Raw genomic sequence first — 17,570 nt, forward strand, 5'->3', positions numbered from 1 at the left:
GGAAGCCGCCGAGTTCGTTACGCAAGCACGCGTCTTTCCCCATCCCAAGCGAGGAATTCATGACCATCTCCGTTGGCGACAAGCTGCCCGAGGCGACCTTCAAGACCATGACCGCGGACGGCGCCAAGCCGATCACGTCGGCCGAGATTTTTCCGGGCAAGAAAGTGGTGCTGTTCGGCGTTCCCGGCGCCTTCACGCCGACCTGCAGCAACAACCACCTGCCCGGCTATCTCGAGAACCATGACGCGATCCTGGCGCGCGGCGTCGACACCATCGCCGTCGTTTCGGTCAATGACGTCCACGTCATGGGCGCCTGGGCGCGCTTCACCGGTGGCGAAGGCAAGATCCTGTTCCTCGCCGACGGCAATGGCGATTTCGCCAAGGCGGTCGGCCTCGACGCCGACTATTCCGGTGGCGGCATGGGCCTGCGCTCGAAGCGGTTTTCGATGATTATCGACGACGGCAAGGTTACCGCGCTCAATGTCGAGACCAAACCCGGCGTCGACGAGTCCGGCGCGGCTCATATTCTGGGCCAACTTTGAACTTCGACGGCCAATCACGCGAGGCCGCAATGGCCGGCCTCGCGTGACAAGCAGCCGCGCTCCAGAATTGCCGGTTTTCGGGGGGATCCTACGATGTTTGACATCTTCTGGCGCGCTGTCGCGATCGGCGTCGGCGCGACCGTCCTGATGGATCTCTGGGCCTTCTTCCTGCACAAGGCGTTCGGCCAGCCACGCCCGAACTGGGGGCCGGTCGGGCGCTGGGTCTGGCACCTCCGCGACAAGGTGTTTCACGACGATATCGGCGATGCGGCGCCCTACGCGTATGAACAGGCGCTGGGCTGGGCCTTCCATTACTTCGTCGGCATCGCCTACGGCATAATCCTGGTGATGCTGGCGGGCGCGGGCTGGCTGGCCGCGCCGACCTTCCTGCCGGCCTTCATCCTCGGCATCGTTACCGTCGGCGCCGGCTGGTTCCTGCTGGCGCCAGGCATGGGCGCCGGCTGGGCGGCCTCGAAGCGGCCGAATCCGATGCGGGTCCGCGCCCTCAATCTGGTCTCGCACACGGTGTTCGCGCTCGGGCTCTACGGTACGGCGCTGCTGATCCGGTAGACAGCTAGAACAGACTGTTCAGATCCCGCCGCCCGTCGACCACACGGACGATTTCAACCCACTCCACTGGGCCATCGTCCGTGTTTGGAATCGTTTCGTAGAGCAGTACAAAAGGCGCCTCCACCAGCATTCGTGCGGAAGGCCTGATATCCGGTCGCCTGACACCCATGCGCGGCTGGTCTGCCAGCTGCACGCGCTTCTAACTGATCGTAGTAACGATCGGCCGCCCGTATGTTTTCGCTGCCTATCGTCACGTAGATGTCGATGAGGTCAGCCTTGGCCGCGGGTGACCAGACTAGCCTAACGGCCGTTCCGCGAGGTTTCCGTCAGCTCTCGCCGAGCTTCCTTTCGCAACACGTCGAAATCCACAGGCTCCGGTCTCCCGCTTGCCTTGCCTTCATCCCACAACCGTCTCAGCCGGCGAACATCGTCATGCCGCAGTTCGCGCTTGGCCAGCCAATCCCGCATCGCTTCACGCACGATCTCGCTTGCAGTGGCATACTCGCCCGCCTCCACGGCCTCGCGCATCAGGGCTGCCTGTTGTGGGGTCACAGCCACGCTCATTTTTTCAACGTTCGCCACGCTGCGTCCTCTCTTGCATTGCTCGATAGTGGGAAATATTACTCCCATCCACATCCTCGAGCAACTGCGATGTCGCGAGAAGAGCCTGTCCTTGCGCTACGAGTACGGCTGCGGTACGCCGATCAGGACAGCCTGTCGATCGGTCGCCATCCATGAATAATTTGGCGCGTGTGGGTATCGAAGGCGAAATAGTTGCCGCCGCCCGCCAGCTGATCGGCTTCGCGGCTGATTTGCCTGCCGCTGAGCGACAGTAGCAGGAGCGTACCGACACCGCCATGTCCGACAAGGGCGATGTTGCTGCCGCCGGCACCGAGGACGGCCTCGACCTCGCTCACGATGCGCTGCTGTGCGTCGATGGCCCGCTCCCAGCCACGAATGCTTTCGTGCGGATTGGCGAAGAACCGGTCGGCGACCGCCTCGAACTCCGGAGGCGGCAGGAAACCCGTCGCCGACCGGTCGTTCTCATGCATCCGTTCCCTCACCTGCACCGCAAGGTCGAGGTGCCGCCCGAGCACCTCGGCGGTTTCAACGGCCTTGCGTTCGCCCGACGACACCACACGCCCGATCGATGCGATCCACGGCTGGTTCAGCATTGCATGCGCCCTGGCACGACCGATGTCGGATAGACCCCAATCCGGCACGGGCACGCTGGCGTCGATCTGAACCTGAGGATGGGTGATGTAATAGGCGATCGGCATAACAGAAATTCTCCTGTCGGCCGGGCGCAGCGAGTGCCAGAAGCTCAATAGCTCTGGGTCGAACGACGCGCCTTCGGGGCCAGCGGCTGCTTTGCCTGGACATCCGGCTTTGGCGCCGACACTACCGGCCTGAAAGGCCCTTTCTTGAACGGCGCCATGCCTTCCCTTGCCAGTTCGTCGGCGCGCTCGTTCTCGATGTGGCCGGCATGGCCCTTCACCCAGTTCCAGGTGACCTTGTGGCGCCGGTTGGCCTCGTCCAGCGCCTGCCAGAGTTCCCCGTTCTTGACCGGCTTCTTGTCGGCGGTCTTCCAGCCATTCTTCTTCCAGCCATGGATCCATTTGGAAATTCCGTCCATGACGTATTTGCTGTCGGTATGAAGCTCGACCGTGCAAGGCTCCTTCAACGCATTCAGCGCCGAAATGGCCGCCAGCAATTCCATGCGGTTGTTGGTGGTTTCGGCCTCGCCGCCGAAGAGTTCCTTGGTGGTGCCGTTGAAGCGCAGGATGGCGCCCCAGCCGCCGGGGCCGGGATTGCCCGAACAGGCGCCATCGGTAAAGATTTCAACCTGCTTGCTCATGACACCCCGTTTTCGGCCAATCCATATTCCGAAGGAAATCTGATCGCCCGATGGAACCGCATCCTTCGGATATATTCGGACGGGTCGCGTTTCATCACCAGTCCGCCATCGGGGACGGTCAGCCAGTCGTAAAGCCGGGTCAGCATGAAGCGTAGCGCCGAACCGCGCGCCAGCATCGGCAGCGCCGCTTTCTCGTCATCGCTCAGGGGGCGCACGCTTTGATAACCGGCAAGCAGTGCCTTGCCCTTGGTAAGGTTGAAGGAAAAATCCTTCTCGAAACACCAGGCGTTGAGGCAGGTGGCGACATCATAGGCATAGAGATCGTCACAGGCGAAATAGAAATCGATCAGCCCCGAAAGCTTCTCGCCCAGGAAAAAGACATTGTCCGGGAACAGATCGGCATGAATGATGCCCTCGGGGAGGCCCTTGGGCCAGTTCCGCTCGAAATCGGCAAAGTCGGCATCGACCTCGGCCGCAAGGCCCGGCTCGACCTCGTCGGCGCGGCCGCGAGACGCATCCCAAAGCTTGCGCCAGCCGTCGAGGGCGAGCGCGTTCGGACGCGTCATCGGAAAGTCGGCGCCGGCCAGGTGCAGCGCCGCCAGCGCCTTGCCGACCTCGGCGCAATGCGTTGCGGCCGGTCGCCGCAGCGAAAGTCCTTCGAGGAAGGTGATGATCACGGCCGGCCGGCCGGCCAGCGTGCCGATGACGCTGCCGTCATGCGCGGTCACCGGCAGCGGGCAGGACACCCCCTTGCTGGCGAGATGGCCCATTAGCCCGAGGAAAAACGGCAAATCCGCCTTCTCGACCCGCTTTTCATAGAGCGTCAGGATGTAGGAGCCGCTCGAGGTGTGCAGCAGGAAGTTCGAATTCTCGGTGCCTTCGGCGATGCCCTTGTAGGATAGGAGATCGCCGACCGGGTAGTGCTTCAGGAAAGCGCCGAGTTCGCCCTCCGCAACATCGGTATAGACCGCCATGGCCGTTCACGCGGTCCCATTGACGAAGGCCATGTCGGCCGGCGTCAGTTCGACATCGCGCAGTACCCGCATGACCGGAAAATCCTCTGTTTCGGTGGCCGTGACAGCCAGGTCGATGGTGACGTCGAAACGCTGGCGGAACGCGTCGATGATCTCGTCGACGATGATCTCCGGCGCCGATGCTCCCGCCGACAGGCCGAGCGTCGAAATGGTGCCGATATCATTCCACGGAATTTCAGCGGCGCGCTGCACGAGAAGCGACATCGAGGCACCTGCCCGTTCCGCAACTTCGACAAGGCGGCGCGAATTCGAGGAATTGGGGGCGCCGACGATCAGATAGAGATCAGCACCCGGGGCGGTGTCCTTGACCGCTTCCTGGCGGTTGGTGGTGGCGTAGCAGATCGATTCCGCCGCCGGCGCCTGCAGGTCCGGAAAGCGCTCCTGCAACGCGCGAATGATGCCGGCGGTATCCTCGACCGAGAGCGTGGTCTGGGTGACGAAACCAAGTGCTTTTGGATCGGCCGGTACAAGCCGGGCTGCGTCGGCTTCGGTCTCGATCAGCGTTACCGCGCCTTCCGGCAACTGCCCCATTGTGCCGATCACCTCGGGGTGCCCAGCATGACCGATCAACAGCACATGGCGGCCAAGCCGCTGGTGACGCATCGCCTGCTTGTGGACCTTGGAGACCAGCGGACAGGTTGCGTCGAGATAGAACAGGTTGCGCGCCTGCGCATCCGCCGGCACGGACTTGGGCACACCGTGCGCGGAGAAGACGACCGGCGACTGCCGATGTTCGGCCGGGATTTCGGAAAGTTCCTCTATGAAGACGGCCCCAAGGCTCTGCAGCCCCTCGACGACATAGCGGTTGTGGACGATTTCGTGGCGGACATAGACCGGGGCGCCATATTTTTTCAGCGCCAGCACGACGATCTGGATGGCACGGTCCACGCCCGCGCAAAAACCGCGCGGCTGGCAGAGCCGGATCGTCAGAGGAGGCTTGGCGATTGTGTGAAGCATCAAATCCTGCCGGTTGGTCAGCGCCGAAATGAGGTGCCTACCCCTGCCCTGTCAAGGGTATCGGTGGAAAGAGAGGCGTCGCTTGCGTTCATTCCTCTTTCGCGGGCCGGCGAAGCCGGAGGACAAGCACCGCGGCGAGTGCCGCGGCAAGCCCGTACCAGGTGACGGCATATTGCAGATGGCTGTTCGGCAGGTCGATGATGGTGACACCCCCGACCGGAAGGCCGCCGGGATTTGGCGTCTTGTCGGCATCGATGAAGATCGGCACCAAGGTGAACCCAGCCGGCAGGCCGGCGCTCGCGGCCATGACGTCGCGGTCCTTCCAGTAGAAGATGTTCTTCCCCACGTCATTGTCGGGAAGCATCATGGAGGGCTTTGCCGGCAGCGGGTTGCGGGCAAGCCCGGTGACCGTGACCCTGCCCGTTACCTGTCCCTTGGCGCGCTTCGCCGCATCCTTGAGGTCGTAGGGAACAAAGCCGCGGTTGATCAGGACGAAACGGCCATCGTCGAGGGCCAGCGGCGTATAGACATTGAAGCCGGCATCCCCTTCCCAGGTCGCGTAGAAATGCCGCTCGCCGGAATGCAGGAAAGTGCCGGTGACAGTGACCGGCGTGTAGTCGACGTCGCCGGTCGAGGCGAATTCCTTCTCGACCTCGGAAAGCGGTCGTGGCGCCGAATGGGTGCGCTGGTCGATGGTCTGCAGCAGGCCTTCCTTCCAGTGCAGGCGCTGGACCTGCCAGGTGCCCAGCGCCAGCAGAATCAAGAACAACACAAGGCCAAGGACGAACAACAGTGCCGATCGTGGCCGCGAATGGCCGCGGTCTTTCAGGGACGCTTCGCTCATTCGCCGCGATCCAGCCGACCCTCGGCTGCTTTGTTGCTGTATTGCAGGGTGAGCAGCACGCCCTTGATCAACCGAAGCGCCGTGAGACACAGCACCAGGGCCAGTGGGATCCATATCAGCAGATGTAGCCAGAGCGGCGGGCTCAGCGTCACCTCGACCCAGAGCGCCAGACCGACGATGATGAAGCCGATGATCAGGATGACGAACACCGCCGGTCCATCGCCGGCATCGGCGTAGGAATAGTCGAGGCCGCAATTGACGCAGCGCTTGCCGACGGTGAGAAAGCCGGAAAACAGCCGCCCCTCGCCGCAACGCGGGCAGCGGCCGTGCAGGCCGGCCGAAATCGGATCGATCGGAGGCCAGATCGCCTTGTCTTCACTCATGCGTAGTGCCGTAATTCATGGCTATTGCTCGATCTCGATCGGCGTCCCATCGGCCACCATCGCCCAGATTTGTCCATATCGGACTCCGTAACCCCAATGCAGTCATCGGTCCAGTCGACCAATTGAAGCAGCCAGCCCCACTAGCTGAAGCCGCTTCGCCTCCTCGACGCGCAAGACCTTCTCGGGCAAGAGCCGGAATGCCAAGACGATAAAATGCGCAAATTGAAGTCAGCCGCATCTTTCATCGATTGGCGATCCTTGCGCCGAAAAGAAGAAAGGCGGCCACGTCGCCGCGGCCGCCTTCCCGAAATTGAAACTCAAAAGGCTGGATCAGTGGCCTTCGATCACCGCGCCGACCGATCCCCAGACGTAGATCGAGGCGAACAGGAACAGCCAGACCACGTCAACGAAGTGCCAATACCAGGCGGCCGCCTCGAAGCCGAAATGCTGCTTGGGGGTGAAGTCGCCCTTCATCGCCCGGATCAGGCAGACCAGCAGGAAGATGGTGCCGATGATGACATGGAAGCCATGGAAGCCGGTCGCCATGAAGAAGGTGGCGCCGTAGATGGAATCCTTGAAGCCGAACGGCGCGTGCATGTACTCGTAAGCCTGCACCATGGTGAACAGCATGCCAAGCCCGACGGTCAGCACCAGGCCGTTGATCAGGCCCTTGCGGTCGCCATGGATGAGCGAGTGGTGCGCCCAGGTGACCGTGGTGCCCGACAGCAGCAGGATGATGGTGTTGTAGAGCGGCAAATGGAAGGGATCGAGAACCTCCATGCCCTTCGGCGGCCAGACACCACCGGTAAACGTGTGGCGCGCATAGTTCTGCACCTCACCGGCAAAAAGGCTGGCATCGAAATAGGCCCAGAACCAGGCAACGAAGAACATCACCTCCGAGGCGATGAACATGATCATGCCGTAGCGCAGGTGCAGCGACACGACGCGCGTATGGTGGCCTTCATGCGCTTCCTTGATCGTGTCCGACCACCAGGCGAACATGGTGTACAGCACGATCACAATGCCGATGAAGAACAGCCACGGATTGGCGATGTTGACGCCGAAGATCGGGAAGGAGCCGCCTTTCAGGTATTCCATGAGGCAGACACCGCCAAAAGCGGTGACAAGCGCCCCTACCGATCCCAGGAAGGGCCACGGGCTCGGGTCGACGAGATGGTAGTCATGGTGTGGTTTTGCGTGCGCGTCTGCCATATCAACCCCCGAGATTTCCTTCGGTATCTGAAACTGTCTTGCTATTGCCCTGGGCCGGCCCGGACGACGCCACCGGCTTGGTCTTCTCGACCGGGAACATCGTATAGGACAGGGTGATCGTCTTCACGTCCTTCAGTTCCGGCACATTCACGATGTCGGGGTCCACATAGAACAGGACCGGCATGTCCAGCGTCTCGCCCGGCTTCAGCGTCGTATCGGTGAAGCAGAAGCATTCGACCTTGTTGAAGTACGGACCCGCCAGTTCCGGCTGCACGTTGAAGGTTGCGCGGCCGGTGACGGGGCGATCGAACTTGTTGGTCGCCTGATAATGCGCCTGGACGGTCTGCCCGATCTTCATGGTCATCGAGCGCTGGACCGGCTGGAACTCCCATGGCACGCCGGCGATGTTGGCGTCGAAACGAACGGTGATCTCGCGATCGAGCACGCGGCCGGCATATTGCTTCTCGGCACGTTGCGTCGTGCCGCCATAGCCGGTCGCCTGGCAAAACATCTTGTAGAGCGGCACGGCTGCATAGGCCATGCCGATCATGCCGGTGAAGAAAGCAAGGCAGACAACCGCGACAACGCGGTTGCCGGTCTTGCCTACCGTCTTCTTGGACGTCTCGGCGCTCATCACATCGAGCCCGACAAATTGTGGCCGAACTTCACGATTGTCGCGATGTAGAAGATCACGACCAGCACCGCCAGCGCCACGCCGATGGCGATGGAACGGCTGCGCTGGGCCTTCTTCTGGCGATCGGTCAAGGTGACCGTTTCGAGTTCTTTCTCGGCCATGGTCATGCCCCACCCATGGCAAGCGCGCGTTCGACGACACTGTCAGCCAGATAGGCGGCGAAGATTGCGAAGAGATAGAGCAGCGAATAGGCGAACAGGGCCTTGGCCGGCTTCATGACGCGGTCATCGTCGGCCATGCCAAGCACTTTCCACGCATACCAGACGAAACCAGCCCCCAACAGCAAGGCGGCCACGCCGTAGAACGGCGTCGTATAGCCGAGCAGCCAGGGCAGCACGCCGACCGGGGCCAGCACCAGCGCGTAGGCGAAAATCTGACGGCGGGTCGATGCATGGCCGGCGACGTTGGGCATCATCGGGATGCCGGCGCGGCCATAGTCCTCGGACTTGAACAGCGCGAGCGCCCAGAAATGCGGCGGCGTCCACAGGAAAATGATCAGGAACAGGATGATGCTTTCGAGGCTGACCGACCCGGTCACCGCGGCCCAGCCGATAACCGGCGGGATGGCGCCCGCTGCACCGCCAATGACAATGTTCTGCGGTGTCGAGCGTTTCAGCCACATCGTGTAGACCACGGCATAGAAGAAGATGGTGAAGGCCAGCAGCGTCGCCGACAACCAGTTGACCAACACGCCCAGCGTCATCACCGACAGCACCGACAACACCAGGCCGAAGCTCAGCGCCTCGTGCGGCTGGATCCGGCCGGAAGGCACCGGGCGGCTAGCGGTCCTGGTCATCACCGCGTCGATGTCGGCGTCGTACCACATGTTGAGCGCGCCAGAGGCGCCGGCCCCAATCGCAATGGCAAGGATGGCGATCACCGCCAGCAGCGGATTGATGGTCATCGGTGCCGCGACCAGTCCGACAAAGGCGGTGAACACCACCAGCGACATGACGCGCGGCTTCAGCAGGGCGAAGAAATCGCCCGCCGTGGCTTCCGACATACGGAAGCCCGCTTCGTCAATGCTGGTTTTGTCGACTAGGGCCATGCGTACTCAAGTCCATCATTCCGTTGGCCAAAACCGCCGGCGGGCCGGCGGTTTTGTATTCGAGCGGGAGCCGCCTTACTTGATCTTCGGCAGCTGCTCCCACTGGTGGAACGGCGGCGGCGAAGGCAGCTGCCATTCGAGCGTGGTAGCACCCTCACCCCACGGGTTGGCGCCGGCGATCCGCTTCTTCTGGAAGGCTTCGAACACGCCATAGAGGAAGATCACCACACCGACGGCCGAAATATACGAACCGTAGGACGAAACCATGTTCCAGCCCGCAAACGCGTCAGGATAGTCGATGGTGCGGCGCGGCATACCGGCGAGGCCGAGGAAGTGCTGCGGGAAAAAGATCAGGTTCACGCCGACGAACATGACCCAAAAATGGGTGTTGGCGATGACGGGCGAGTACATGTAGCCGGTCATCTTCGGGAACCAGTAGTACCAGCCGGCGAAGATGGCGAACACCGCGCCCAGCGACAGTACGTAGTGGAAGTGGGCAATGACGAAATACGTGTCATGCAGCGACCGGTCGAGGCCGGCATTGGCCAGCTGGACACCGGTGACGCCACCGATCGTGAACAGGAAGATGAAGCCCAGCGCCCACAGCATCGGCGGCTTGAACGAGATCGATCCGCCCCACATGGTTGCGATCCAGGAAAAGATCTTCACGCCTGTCGGCACCGCGATGACCATGGTGGCGAAGACGAAGTAGCGCTGCGTATCGAGCGACAGGCCCGTCGTATACATATGGTGCGCCCAGACGATGAAGCCGACCGCGCCGATCGCGACCATGGCATAAGCCATGCCGAGATAACCGAATACCGGCTTCCTCGAGAAGGTCGAGACGATATGGCTGATGATGCCGAAACCCGGCAAGATCAGGATGTATACTTCCGGGTGGCCAAAGAACCAGAACAGGTGCTGGAACAGGATCGGGTCACCACCACCGTCAGGCGCGAAGAAGGTCGTGCCGAAGTTGCGGTCGGTGAGCAGCATGGTGATGCCGCCGGCCAGGACCGGCAGCGACAGCAAGAGCAGGAAGGCGGTGACCAGCACCGACCAGGCAAACAGCGGCATCTTGTGCAGCGTCATGCCGGGGGCACGCATGTTGAAGATGGTGGTGATGAAGTTGATGGCGCCGAGGATCGAGGAGGCGCCGGCGATGTGGATCGACAGGATCGCCAGATCCATCGCCGGTCCGGGCTGGCCCGAAGTTGACAGCGGCGGATAGAGCGTCCAGCCGCCGCCCACGCCAAAGGCGCCGGGCGCACTCGGCACGAACATCGAGGTGAGCAACAGGATGAAGGCCGGCGGCAGCAGCCAGAAAGAGATGTTGTTCATGCGCGGGAACGCCATGTCGGGAGCACCGATCATGATCGGCACCATCCAGTTGGCGAAACCGCCGATCAGGGCCGGCATAACCATGAAGAAAATCATGATCAGCGCGTGCGCGGTGGCAAACGCATTGTACATGCTCTTGCCGCCGTCGATCGCGGCGTCGCCGTTCATGCCATAGACCATCTGCGCAAGACCGCTGAAGATCTGGATGCCAGGCTCCTGCAGCTCCATGCGGATGGCGACCGAAAGCGCGCCGCCGATTATGCCGGCCATGATCGCGAAGATCAGGTAGAGCGTACCAATATCCTTGTGGTTGGTCGAATAAACCCAGCGCACCCAGCCATGATACGGCTTGTGGTCGTGCCCGTCGTGAGCTGCAGCGTCTGCCATGTTCCGCTCCGTTCCCTAAATCTTGCTAACCCGCGACATCAGTTGCCGGCGGCCGCTACCTTGTTCTGGCCATCGACCTCGGCCATGAGCGTCTTGTTGGCACCTGGCAGATCGGTCTTGGCCGCGGCCAGCCAGGTCTTGAACTGCGTGTCCGACACCACACGAACGGCGATCGGCATGAAGGCATGGTCCTTGCCGCAGAGCTGCGAGCATTGACCGTAATAGAGGCCTTCTTTCTCCGCCTTGAACCAGGTCTCGTTGGTGCGGCCGGGAACGGCGTCGATCTTGATGCCGAAAGACGGCACGGCAAAGGAATGGATCACGTCGGTCGCGGTGACAAGCACGCGGGTCATCGTGTTGACCGGCACGACCAGCTCGTTGTCGACGGCGAGCAGGCGCGGATAGACCGCGCGATCCTCCTTGCCGGCCTTGGCACGATCGCCATCCTGAAGGATGGCCGAATTGAAGGCGAGCGTGTTGTCGGTCTGGTATTCGTAATCCCAGTTCCACTGGTTGCCGGTTGCCTTGACGGTCAGCTTGGCCTCTTCCGGCGGCGTATATTGGGCGGTCAGGAGTTGGAACGAGGGGATGGCGAGGCAAAGCAGGATGACGACAGGGCCGATGGTCCAGATCACCTCGATCAGCGTGTTGTGGCTGGTCTTGGACGGGGTCGGATTGGCGCTCGCGCGGAATTTGACGATGCAGTAGATCAGCAGAAACAGCACAAGGACCGTGACCGGGATGATAAACCACATCGTGTAGTTTCCGAACCACTCGATCTGCCGCATCATGTCGGTCGCAGGCGCCTGGAAGCCGGTCTCCCACGGCCTGGGCTGGTCCGCATAAGCGGATCCGCAGGCGAGGAACGTGGCAGCAGCACCGGTGCTCGCTAGGAATTTTCTCATCGCCCTCTTCGTCTCCCAGTCCCTCGCCGGCTGTGCCCGCGAGAATAACGAACAATGCCGGGACGGGAATCCCGGACAGTCTCAAGCTGGTTCAAACCATACTCTTTTTCCCTCCGCAAGAAAGGAGCGGTCGAAACCGTGCGGCATTTTTGCGCGCAAGCTGACGTGGCTCTTCCGGGGCAATGGCCGTAGTGGCGAATCGCGTATGTTCGGCGGGCCGCACGCCTTGTGCCGGCGACACCCGCAAAGCGTCGTAATTCAGGCGAATTTGGCAGGGAAAAGCGCCGCATTGCCTTTTTAGGGACAGTCCGGCCACGGTCTCGTCCTTTACTTGGCATTGGCGCGGCTTAAAGTGCCGTGATTCGCAATGGAGCCGTCATGAACTCTTGGCTTTCGAGACTGAGGCATACGCGACTGGGCCTTTCGAGAACCCTGGCAAACGCCGTGTTTCTCGCGGTCCTGTGCGCGGCCGGTCTGTCCGTCCCTGGCAAGGCCAATGCTGCCCAGCCAAGCGGCACGGTGCGCTCGACGCATGGCGCATGGTCGATCATCTGCGACACGCCGGCCGGCGCCACCTCGGAACAATGCGTGATGATGCAGAACGTCGTCGCCGAGGATCGTCCGGAGATGGGGCTTTCGGTCGTCGTGCTGCGCACCGCCGACAACAAGGCCGAGATCCTGCGCGTGCTGGCGCCGCTTGGCGTGCTGTTGCCGAACGGCCTCGGCCTCAACGTCGACGGCAAGGACATTGGCCGCGCCTACTTCGTGCGCTGCTTCCAGGACGGCTGTTATGCCGAGGTCATTCTTGAAAAGCCACTGCTCGACACGCTGAAGACCGGTACGTCGGCGACATTCATCGTTTTCCAGACCCCGGAAGAGGGTATCGGCATTCCCGTCGACCTCAAGGGTTTCGCCGAAGGCTTCGCCGCTCTGCCCTGATCGCGGCTTCGCGCTGAACCAGGCCTGGACGCGGCTTTTGCCGACCCCAGACGCATGCCCTGCGTTCAGCGAACGAATCATTCGTCGGCGCCGATTCCTCATTGCCGATTGTGCGGGCGCGGCTTCACGCCTACATCGGGGGAAAGCAAACATCCCACGGACGGACGCGCCATGAACAGCCTGATCGGCCAATTCGACATTTCAGACGACCGCATCAAGCAGATCGTCGCTGACACCATCAAGGGCGCGGACGACGGCGAGCTTTTCCTCGAATACAGCGAGAGCGAAGCGCTGATGTTCGACAATGGCAAGCTGAAAACCGCCAATTTCAACATCGACCAGGGCTTTGGCCTGCGGGCCGTCGCCGGCGAGGCCAGCGGCTACGCTCATTCCAGCGACCTGTCCGAGGCGTCGCTGCTGCGCGCGGCCGAAGCCGTCTCGACCGTCAAGGGTGGCTATTCCGGCACGCTTGCGGCAGCCCCCGCCCGTACCAACCGCCATCTCTACGGCGACGAGAACCCGATCCCCTCGCCTTCCTTCGAGGCCAAGGCGAAGCTGCTGCAAGAAATCGACGCCTGGCTGCGCGCCGAGGATCCACGCGTGCGCCAGGTAACGGCCTCGATCGCCGCGTCCTGGCAGCATGTCGAGATCGTTCGTGCCGACGGCCAGATAGTGCGCGATATCAGGCCGATGGTCCGCGTCAACGTCTCGGTCGTCGTCGGCGAAGGCGACCGCCAGGAAAGCGGCTCCTATGGCATGGGCGGGCGCAAGGCATTCGGCGAATTCCTGATCGAGGATAGTTGGAAGCACGCCGCCAGGGAGGCGCTCCGGCAAGCGGTGGTCAACCTGGAGGCAATCCCGGCCCCGGCAGGCACTTTCGACATCGTGCTATCCAATGGCTGGCCGGGCGTGATGCTGCACGAAGCCGTCGGTCATGGTCTTGAAGGCGATTTCAACCGCAAGAAGACGTCGGCGTTCGCCGGCCTGATGGGGCAGCAGGTGGCCGCCAAGGGGGTGACGGTCGTCGACGACGGCACCATCCCAGAGCGGCGCGGCTCACTCACCGTCGACGACGAAGGCACGCCTTCGGCCCGCAACGTCTTGATCGAGGACGGCAAACTGGTCGGCTACATGCAGGACCGGCAGAATGCCCGGCTGATGGGCATGAAAGCCACTGGCAATGGCCGGCGAGAAGGCTATGCGCACCAGCCGATGCCGCGCATGACCAACACTTACATGACCTCAGGCGACATGGAGCCGGACGAAATCATCGCCTCCGTCAAGAACGGCATCTACGCCGTATCCTTCGGCGGTGGCCAGGTCGACATCACGTCGGGCAAATTCGTGTTCGGCTGCACCGAGGCCTACATGATCGAGAACGGCAAGGTGACACAGCCGATCAAAGGCGCGATGCTGATCGGCAACGGGCCTGATGCCATGCACCGCGTCTCGATGGTCGGCAACGACATGAAGCTCGACAATGGCATCGGCATGTGCGGCAAGGCCGGCCAGGGCGTACCCGTCGGCGTTGGCCAGCCGCATCTCAGGATGAACCAGATGACGGTCGGCGGCACGCGGGTTTGAAACTCGGTGCCGTTCCGGTGTCATCGCCCGCCGTGACGTTTCCGGATGCAGGCGCCCTCCACCATGCCCATTGTGATCCTGACAGGGGCCGGCCTGACAGGGACCGGCTTTTCGGCGGCCGGGACCTTGAAGTGGACACAATCCACATTAACAAATTATTAGGTCTTTGACTGCCTGGGCTGCCTCTCACGCACGAACGCAGCACCAGTTCCTCGTTGCGGTGGTGGTTTTGGCAATGCGGCACTCCCCCGTCCTGGCTCTCCTGCTTGGCTTTGTTTCGTTGATTGGTGCGGCATCGCTGCTAGCCAGTCCGGCGTCGGCCCAGTCGACTTTGTTCAAGTCGCGATCGACCCAATCTTCCATGGATGGGTCGCGCTCTGCCTCCGTGGGTGGAAGCACCAGCGTCCCCTACGGTTGGATCGATTTCTGTCATCGCCGCCCAAAAGAGTGCAAGGTGCCGGCTCTGCCGGCCGCGAATGTCAAGCTGACAGCGCGGACCTTCCGCATCCTCAAGCGGATAAATCAGAAGGCGAACAGCGCCATCAAACCCGTCAGCAATTTCGATCACTGGGGCACGATGGCTGACCATTGGGATTATCCGGTTGACGGCAAAGGCGATTGCAAGATCTACGCCCTCTACAAACGCAAGCTCCTTCAAGAGGCTGGATTTCCCCGACAAGCGCTGTTGATGACGGTCGTGCGCGATCTCAACAATGAGGGCCACACCATCCTGACGGTGAAAACCGATAAAGGCGATCTTGTCCTCGACAATATGGTCGACCAAATCAGGCCTTGGAACGCAACCGGCTACTACTTCCTGAAACGTCAATCGCAGCAGAATCCGAATGTCTGGCAGTCGGTCAACCAGCGAGGCGGCACGCCGAAAACCTTCGCGAATGCTGCAAAGCTCGTAGATTGAGCCTGCCTGGACCGTACGGTTCAGGCATTACAGGCGTTCGGCGGCTTTTTTAGAGCGGTTCGGTGTTTGATAGAAGCGCTGAACCGCTCTCTCTTCATTTCGACGCAATTCCGGACGGAAAACCGCTACCCATTCTTCCTGGAGTCGCTTTAACCGGAGGATCCCGCAGCAGCGCTTGGGAAGCGCGGTTTTCTGTGGCTCAGTAGTCTGAACGAAACGTGCTCAGCCGCGCCTCTTCTTGGGTTTTTCCAGCAAGGCGACCGCCTCGACATGTGGCGACCACAGGAACTGATCGATTGGCGTCACGCTGGTTAAGGTATAGCCGCCGTCGATGAGAATGCGCAGGTCGCGGGCCAGCGTCACCGGGTTGCAGGACACCGCGGCAACGTATGGAACGTCCGAGCGGGCGATCTGCGTCGACTGGTCTTCGGCGCCGGCGCGCGGCGGATCGAAGACAAGGCCGTCGAAGGCGTTCAACTCCTTGAAGGTCAGTGGCCGGCGAAACAGGTCGCGTCGTTCGCCCGTCACCCGCTTGAGGCCGGTCGCGAAACGTGATCCCCGGTCGAGCGCCGAAAGCGCGGCCGCGTCGCCTTCGACCGCATGGACTTCCGATTTCGCCGCCAGCCGCAAGGCAAAGCTGCCGCAACCGGCAAAGAGATCGGCAATTTTTTTTGCACGCTTCAGATGTCCGCCGACGATCTCGGCCATGGTCCGTTCGGCGGCCTCCGTCGCCTGCAGAAAGGCGCCGGGCGGCACGGCGACCGCAACACTGCCGAACATGACCACGGGCTTCCTTGGTTCGATGACGATCTCGTCATCGATGGACAGCCTGGCAAAGCCTTGCGCAATGACAAAGTTGGAGGCGATACGGCGCTGGTGTTCGCCGAGCTTGCCTGACTCGTGCACCGCGATGTCGAGGCCGGAACCCGTAACGGTGACCGCCATCCGGAACGATTTGGTGGTGGCGCATATCAATTCGGCCAGCGCCCTCAGCTGGCCGAGTGCCGCGACGATCTCGGGCAGTGAGATCGGGCATTCGGATATGGAGATGATCTCGGGCGACAGATGGCGATTGAAGCCGAGCAGCATGCCTGCGTCCGTGCGCCGGGCGGCAAGCACGACGCGGCGGCGCGACTGCGGCGCGCAGGCGACCAGTTCACCAATCTCGCACTCGATGCCCTTGCCCTTCAATGCGTGCACCACCTTTTCGCGTTTCCATCGGCGATAGGCTTCGGTCTCGAAATGCTGGAGGGCACAGCCGCCGCATTCGGTGAAATGGCGGCAGGCTGGTTCGACGCGCAGCGGAGAGGCTTCCAGCACCGCCATCAGCGTGGCGCGATCCCGCTCGCGCGCGGCGGTGACGATCTCGCCTGGCAGCGTGAAGGGAATGAACAGATCGCCACTCTCGGTTTCGGCGATGCCGTCGCCCTGCGATCCGAGCTTTCGTATTGTGAAGCGTACGCTCATCGGTCCTTGATCCCACCGAGCAGGAATTCGCGATTGCCGTCGCTACCTTCGATCGGCGACAGATGCAGGCCAAGCGAGCGCCAGCCGGGAACGGCATCCAGCCAATCCTGCAGCAGGCCCGCGACACGGGCGGCATCGAAGGGATCCTTCAACAAACCGCCCTTGCCGATCGCCTCGCGACCGGCCTCGAATTGCGGCTTGACCAGAAAGATCGCACCGGCGCCGGGCTTGGCAATGGCGAGTGCCGGCGGCAGCGCCAGTTTCAGCGAGATGAAACTGACGTCGGAAACGATGAAATCCGGATTGCGGCTGGCAAGATCGGCAACGGTGAGATCGCGCGCGTTCAGGCCCTCGATCACGGTCACGCGCGGATCACCACCGACATCAGGATGCATCTGGCCATGCCCGACATCGATTGCCGTGACATGGGACGCGCCGCGTTCGAGCAGCACCTGGGTGAAACCGCCGGTCGAGGCGCCGATGTCGAGGGCCTCGCGACCGGCCGGGTCGAGGCTGAAATGGTCGAGCCCGGCGATCAGCTTGAGCGCGGCGCGCGAGACATAGGCTTGCGCCGGATCGTCGATGGCGACAACGCATTGCGGCGAAACGTTCTGGCCGGGCTTGCGGGCTATGGCGCCGTCGACCGTCACCGTGCCGCGCTCCACCGCGTCGCGGGCGCGCGAGCGGCTGGCAAACAGCCCGCGCTGGACGAGCAGGTCGTCGAGCCGCTGGCGTGTGCTGGCTGGCAGAGGCGAGTTCATCGGCCTTCTCTGACGAAAGCCCGCGGTGAAGGCAAGGACATTAGATGGACCAAAGTGATCCTACGAGAGCGGCTGGTGCATCGAACCAGGCCGCGGCTTGCGCCCATCATGCCGGGTCCGGCAGA

Annotated in this window: 20 protein-coding genes and 1 pseudogene; 5 read left to right on the top strand and 16 right to left on the bottom strand. The window is 62.2% G+C overall.

Annotated elements, in window-relative coordinates; genetic code table 11:
- The first annotated feature begins 59 nt into the window (after nt 1–59).
- Together LB555_RS16385 and LB555_RS16390 are read left to right on the top strand one after the other, a co-directional pair.
- Nucleotides 60–542 (top strand): peroxiredoxin, encoded by a 483-nt coding sequence (locus tag LB555_RS16385; protein WP_015318782.1) that lies wholly within the window; start codon nt 60–62, stop codon nt 540–542.
- A 93-nt stretch (nt 543–635) separates the two neighbouring features.
- Nucleotides 636–1,112 (top strand): DUF2938 domain-containing protein, encoded by a 477-nt coding sequence (locus LB555_RS16390; RefSeq protein ID WP_140617286.1) that lies wholly within the window; start codon nt 636–638, stop codon nt 1,110–1,112.
- 4 nt (nt 1,113–1,116) lie between these two features.
- Here the strand turns inward: LB555_RS16390 and LB555_RS16395 are convergent.
- The 14 genes and pseudogenes from LB555_RS16395 to coxB all read right to left on the bottom strand — a co-directional run bounded on the left by LB555_RS16395 (nt 1,117) and on the right by coxB (nt 11,775).
- Nucleotides 1,117–1,378, bottom strand: a pseudogene (locus LB555_RS16395) (type II toxin-antitoxin system RelE/ParE family toxin).
- A 34-nt stretch (nt 1,379–1,412) separates the two neighbouring features.
- Nucleotides 1,413–1,694: a type II toxin-antitoxin system ParD family antitoxin gene (locus LB555_RS16400; RefSeq protein ID WP_140878137.1), complete on the bottom strand. Its 282-nt coding sequence runs from the start codon at nt 1,692–1,694 to the stop codon at nt 1,413–1,415.
- A gap of 122 nt (nt 1,695–1,816) precedes the next feature.
- Nucleotides 1,817–2,392 (bottom strand): histidine phosphatase family protein, encoded by a 576-nt coding sequence (locus tag LB555_RS16405; protein WP_015318786.1) that lies wholly within the window; start codon nt 2,390–2,392, stop codon nt 1,817–1,819.
- 44 nt (nt 2,393–2,436) lie between these two features.
- On the bottom strand, nt 2,437–2,970 hold the full coding sequence (rnhA, locus tag LB555_RS16410) for a ribonuclease HI (protein ID WP_015318787.1): 534 nt from the start codon (nt 2,968–2,970) through the stop codon (nt 2,437–2,439).
- The gene (locus tag LB555_RS16415) at nt 2,967–3,944 is read right to left on the bottom strand and encodes a homoserine kinase (protein ID WP_140714996.1); all 978 of its coding nucleotides are present in this window, start codon (nt 3,942–3,944) and stop codon (nt 2,967–2,969) included. Before LB555_RS16415 ends, rnhA begins: the two co-directional genes overlap by 4 nt.
- 6 nt (nt 3,945–3,950) lie before the next feature.
- Nucleotides 3,951–4,961 (bottom strand): 4-hydroxy-3-methylbut-2-enyl diphosphate reductase, encoded by a 1,011-nt coding sequence (ispH, locus tag LB555_RS16420; RefSeq protein WP_015318789.1) that lies wholly within the window; start codon nt 4,959–4,961, stop codon nt 3,951–3,953.
- 88 nt (nt 4,962–5,049) lie between these two features.
- Nucleotides 5,050–5,805, bottom strand: coding sequence for an SURF1 family protein (locus LB555_RS16425; protein WP_181172945.1), 756 nt, complete (start codon nt 5,803–5,805; stop codon nt 5,050–5,052).
- On the bottom strand, nt 5,802–6,188 hold the full coding sequence (locus tag LB555_RS16430; protein ID WP_015318791.1) for a DUF983 domain-containing protein: 387 nt from the start codon (nt 6,186–6,188) through the stop codon (nt 5,802–5,804). The genes LB555_RS16425 and LB555_RS16430 overlap by 4 nt, the downstream gene beginning before the upstream one ends.
- Before the next feature lie 330 nt (nt 6,189–6,518).
- Nucleotides 6,519–7,400 carry a cytochrome c oxidase subunit 3 gene (locus LB555_RS16435; protein ID WP_015318792.1) on the bottom strand — a complete coding sequence of 294 codons (882 nt, stop codon included), beginning with the start codon at nt 7,398–7,400 and terminating at the stop codon, nt 6,519–6,521.
- Between the two features lies 1 nt (nt 7,401).
- The gene (locus tag LB555_RS16440) at nt 7,402–8,034 is read right to left on the bottom strand and encodes a cytochrome c oxidase assembly protein (protein WP_015318793.1); all 633 of its coding nucleotides are present in this window, start codon (nt 8,032–8,034) and stop codon (nt 7,402–7,404) included.
- Nucleotides 8,034–8,195, bottom strand: a complete 162-nt coding sequence (locus LB555_RS16445; RefSeq protein WP_015318794.1) for a hypothetical protein — start codon at nt 8,193–8,195, stop codon at nt 8,034–8,036. The genes LB555_RS16440 and LB555_RS16445 overlap by 1 nt, the downstream gene beginning before the upstream one ends.
- A 2-nt stretch (nt 8,196–8,197) precedes the next feature.
- The gene (locus LB555_RS16450) at nt 8,198–9,142 is read right to left on the bottom strand and encodes a heme o synthase (RefSeq protein ID WP_140714998.1); all 945 of its coding nucleotides are present in this window, start codon (nt 9,140–9,142) and stop codon (nt 8,198–8,200) included.
- 75 nt (nt 9,143–9,217) lie between these two features.
- Entirely contained in the window at nt 9,218–10,870 is a 1,653-nt protein-coding gene (ctaD, locus tag LB555_RS16455; protein ID WP_015318796.1) for a cytochrome c oxidase subunit I, read from the bottom strand.
- A gap of 38 nt (nt 10,871–10,908) precedes the next feature.
- Nucleotides 10,909–11,775, bottom strand: a complete 867-nt coding sequence (gene coxB / locus LB555_RS16460; RefSeq protein WP_015318797.1) for a cytochrome c oxidase subunit II — start codon at nt 11,773–11,775, stop codon at nt 10,909–10,911.
- A 378-nt stretch (nt 11,776–12,153) separates the two neighbouring features.
- Here coxB and LB555_RS16465 point away from each other — a divergent pair, with 378 nt between their 5' ends.
- The 3 genes from LB555_RS16465 (at nt 12,154) to LB555_RS16475 (ending at nt 15,217) form a co-directional block, all read left to right on the top strand.
- A complete protein-coding gene (locus LB555_RS16465) occupies nt 12,154–12,714 on the top strand; it encodes an invasion associated locus B family protein (protein WP_140661414.1) in 561 nt (186 codons plus the stop codon).
- A gap of 171 nt (nt 12,715–12,885) precedes the next feature.
- Entirely contained in the window at nt 12,886–14,298 is a 1,413-nt protein-coding gene (tldD, locus tag LB555_RS16470; protein ID WP_224683278.1) for a metalloprotease TldD, read from the top strand.
- 235 nt (nt 14,299–14,533) lie between these two features.
- On the top strand, nt 14,534–15,217 hold the full coding sequence (locus tag LB555_RS16475; RefSeq protein ID WP_181171246.1) for a transglutaminase-like cysteine peptidase: 684 nt from the start codon (nt 14,534–14,536) through the stop codon (nt 15,215–15,217).
- A gap of 222 nt (nt 15,218–15,439) precedes the next feature.
- Here LB555_RS16475 and LB555_RS16480 read toward each other — a convergent pair whose 3' ends face one another.
- Together LB555_RS16480 and LB555_RS16485 are read right to left on the bottom strand one after the other, a co-directional pair.
- Nucleotides 15,440–16,684 (bottom strand): class I SAM-dependent RNA methyltransferase, encoded by a 1,245-nt coding sequence (locus LB555_RS16480; protein ID WP_224683279.1) that lies wholly within the window; start codon nt 16,682–16,684, stop codon nt 15,440–15,442.
- Nucleotides 16,681–17,445, bottom strand: coding sequence for a TlyA family RNA methyltransferase (locus LB555_RS16485; protein ID WP_224683280.1), 765 nt, complete (start codon nt 17,443–17,445; stop codon nt 16,681–16,683). The genes LB555_RS16480 and LB555_RS16485 overlap by 4 nt, the downstream gene beginning before the upstream one ends.
- Between the last annotated feature and the right edge of the window lie 125 nt (nt 17,446–17,570).

This window comes from Mesorhizobium sp. BR-1-1-10, from assembly GCF_020165595.1.
GTDB lineage: Bacteria > Pseudomonadota > Alphaproteobacteria > Rhizobiales > Rhizobiaceae > Mesorhizobium > Mesorhizobium australicum.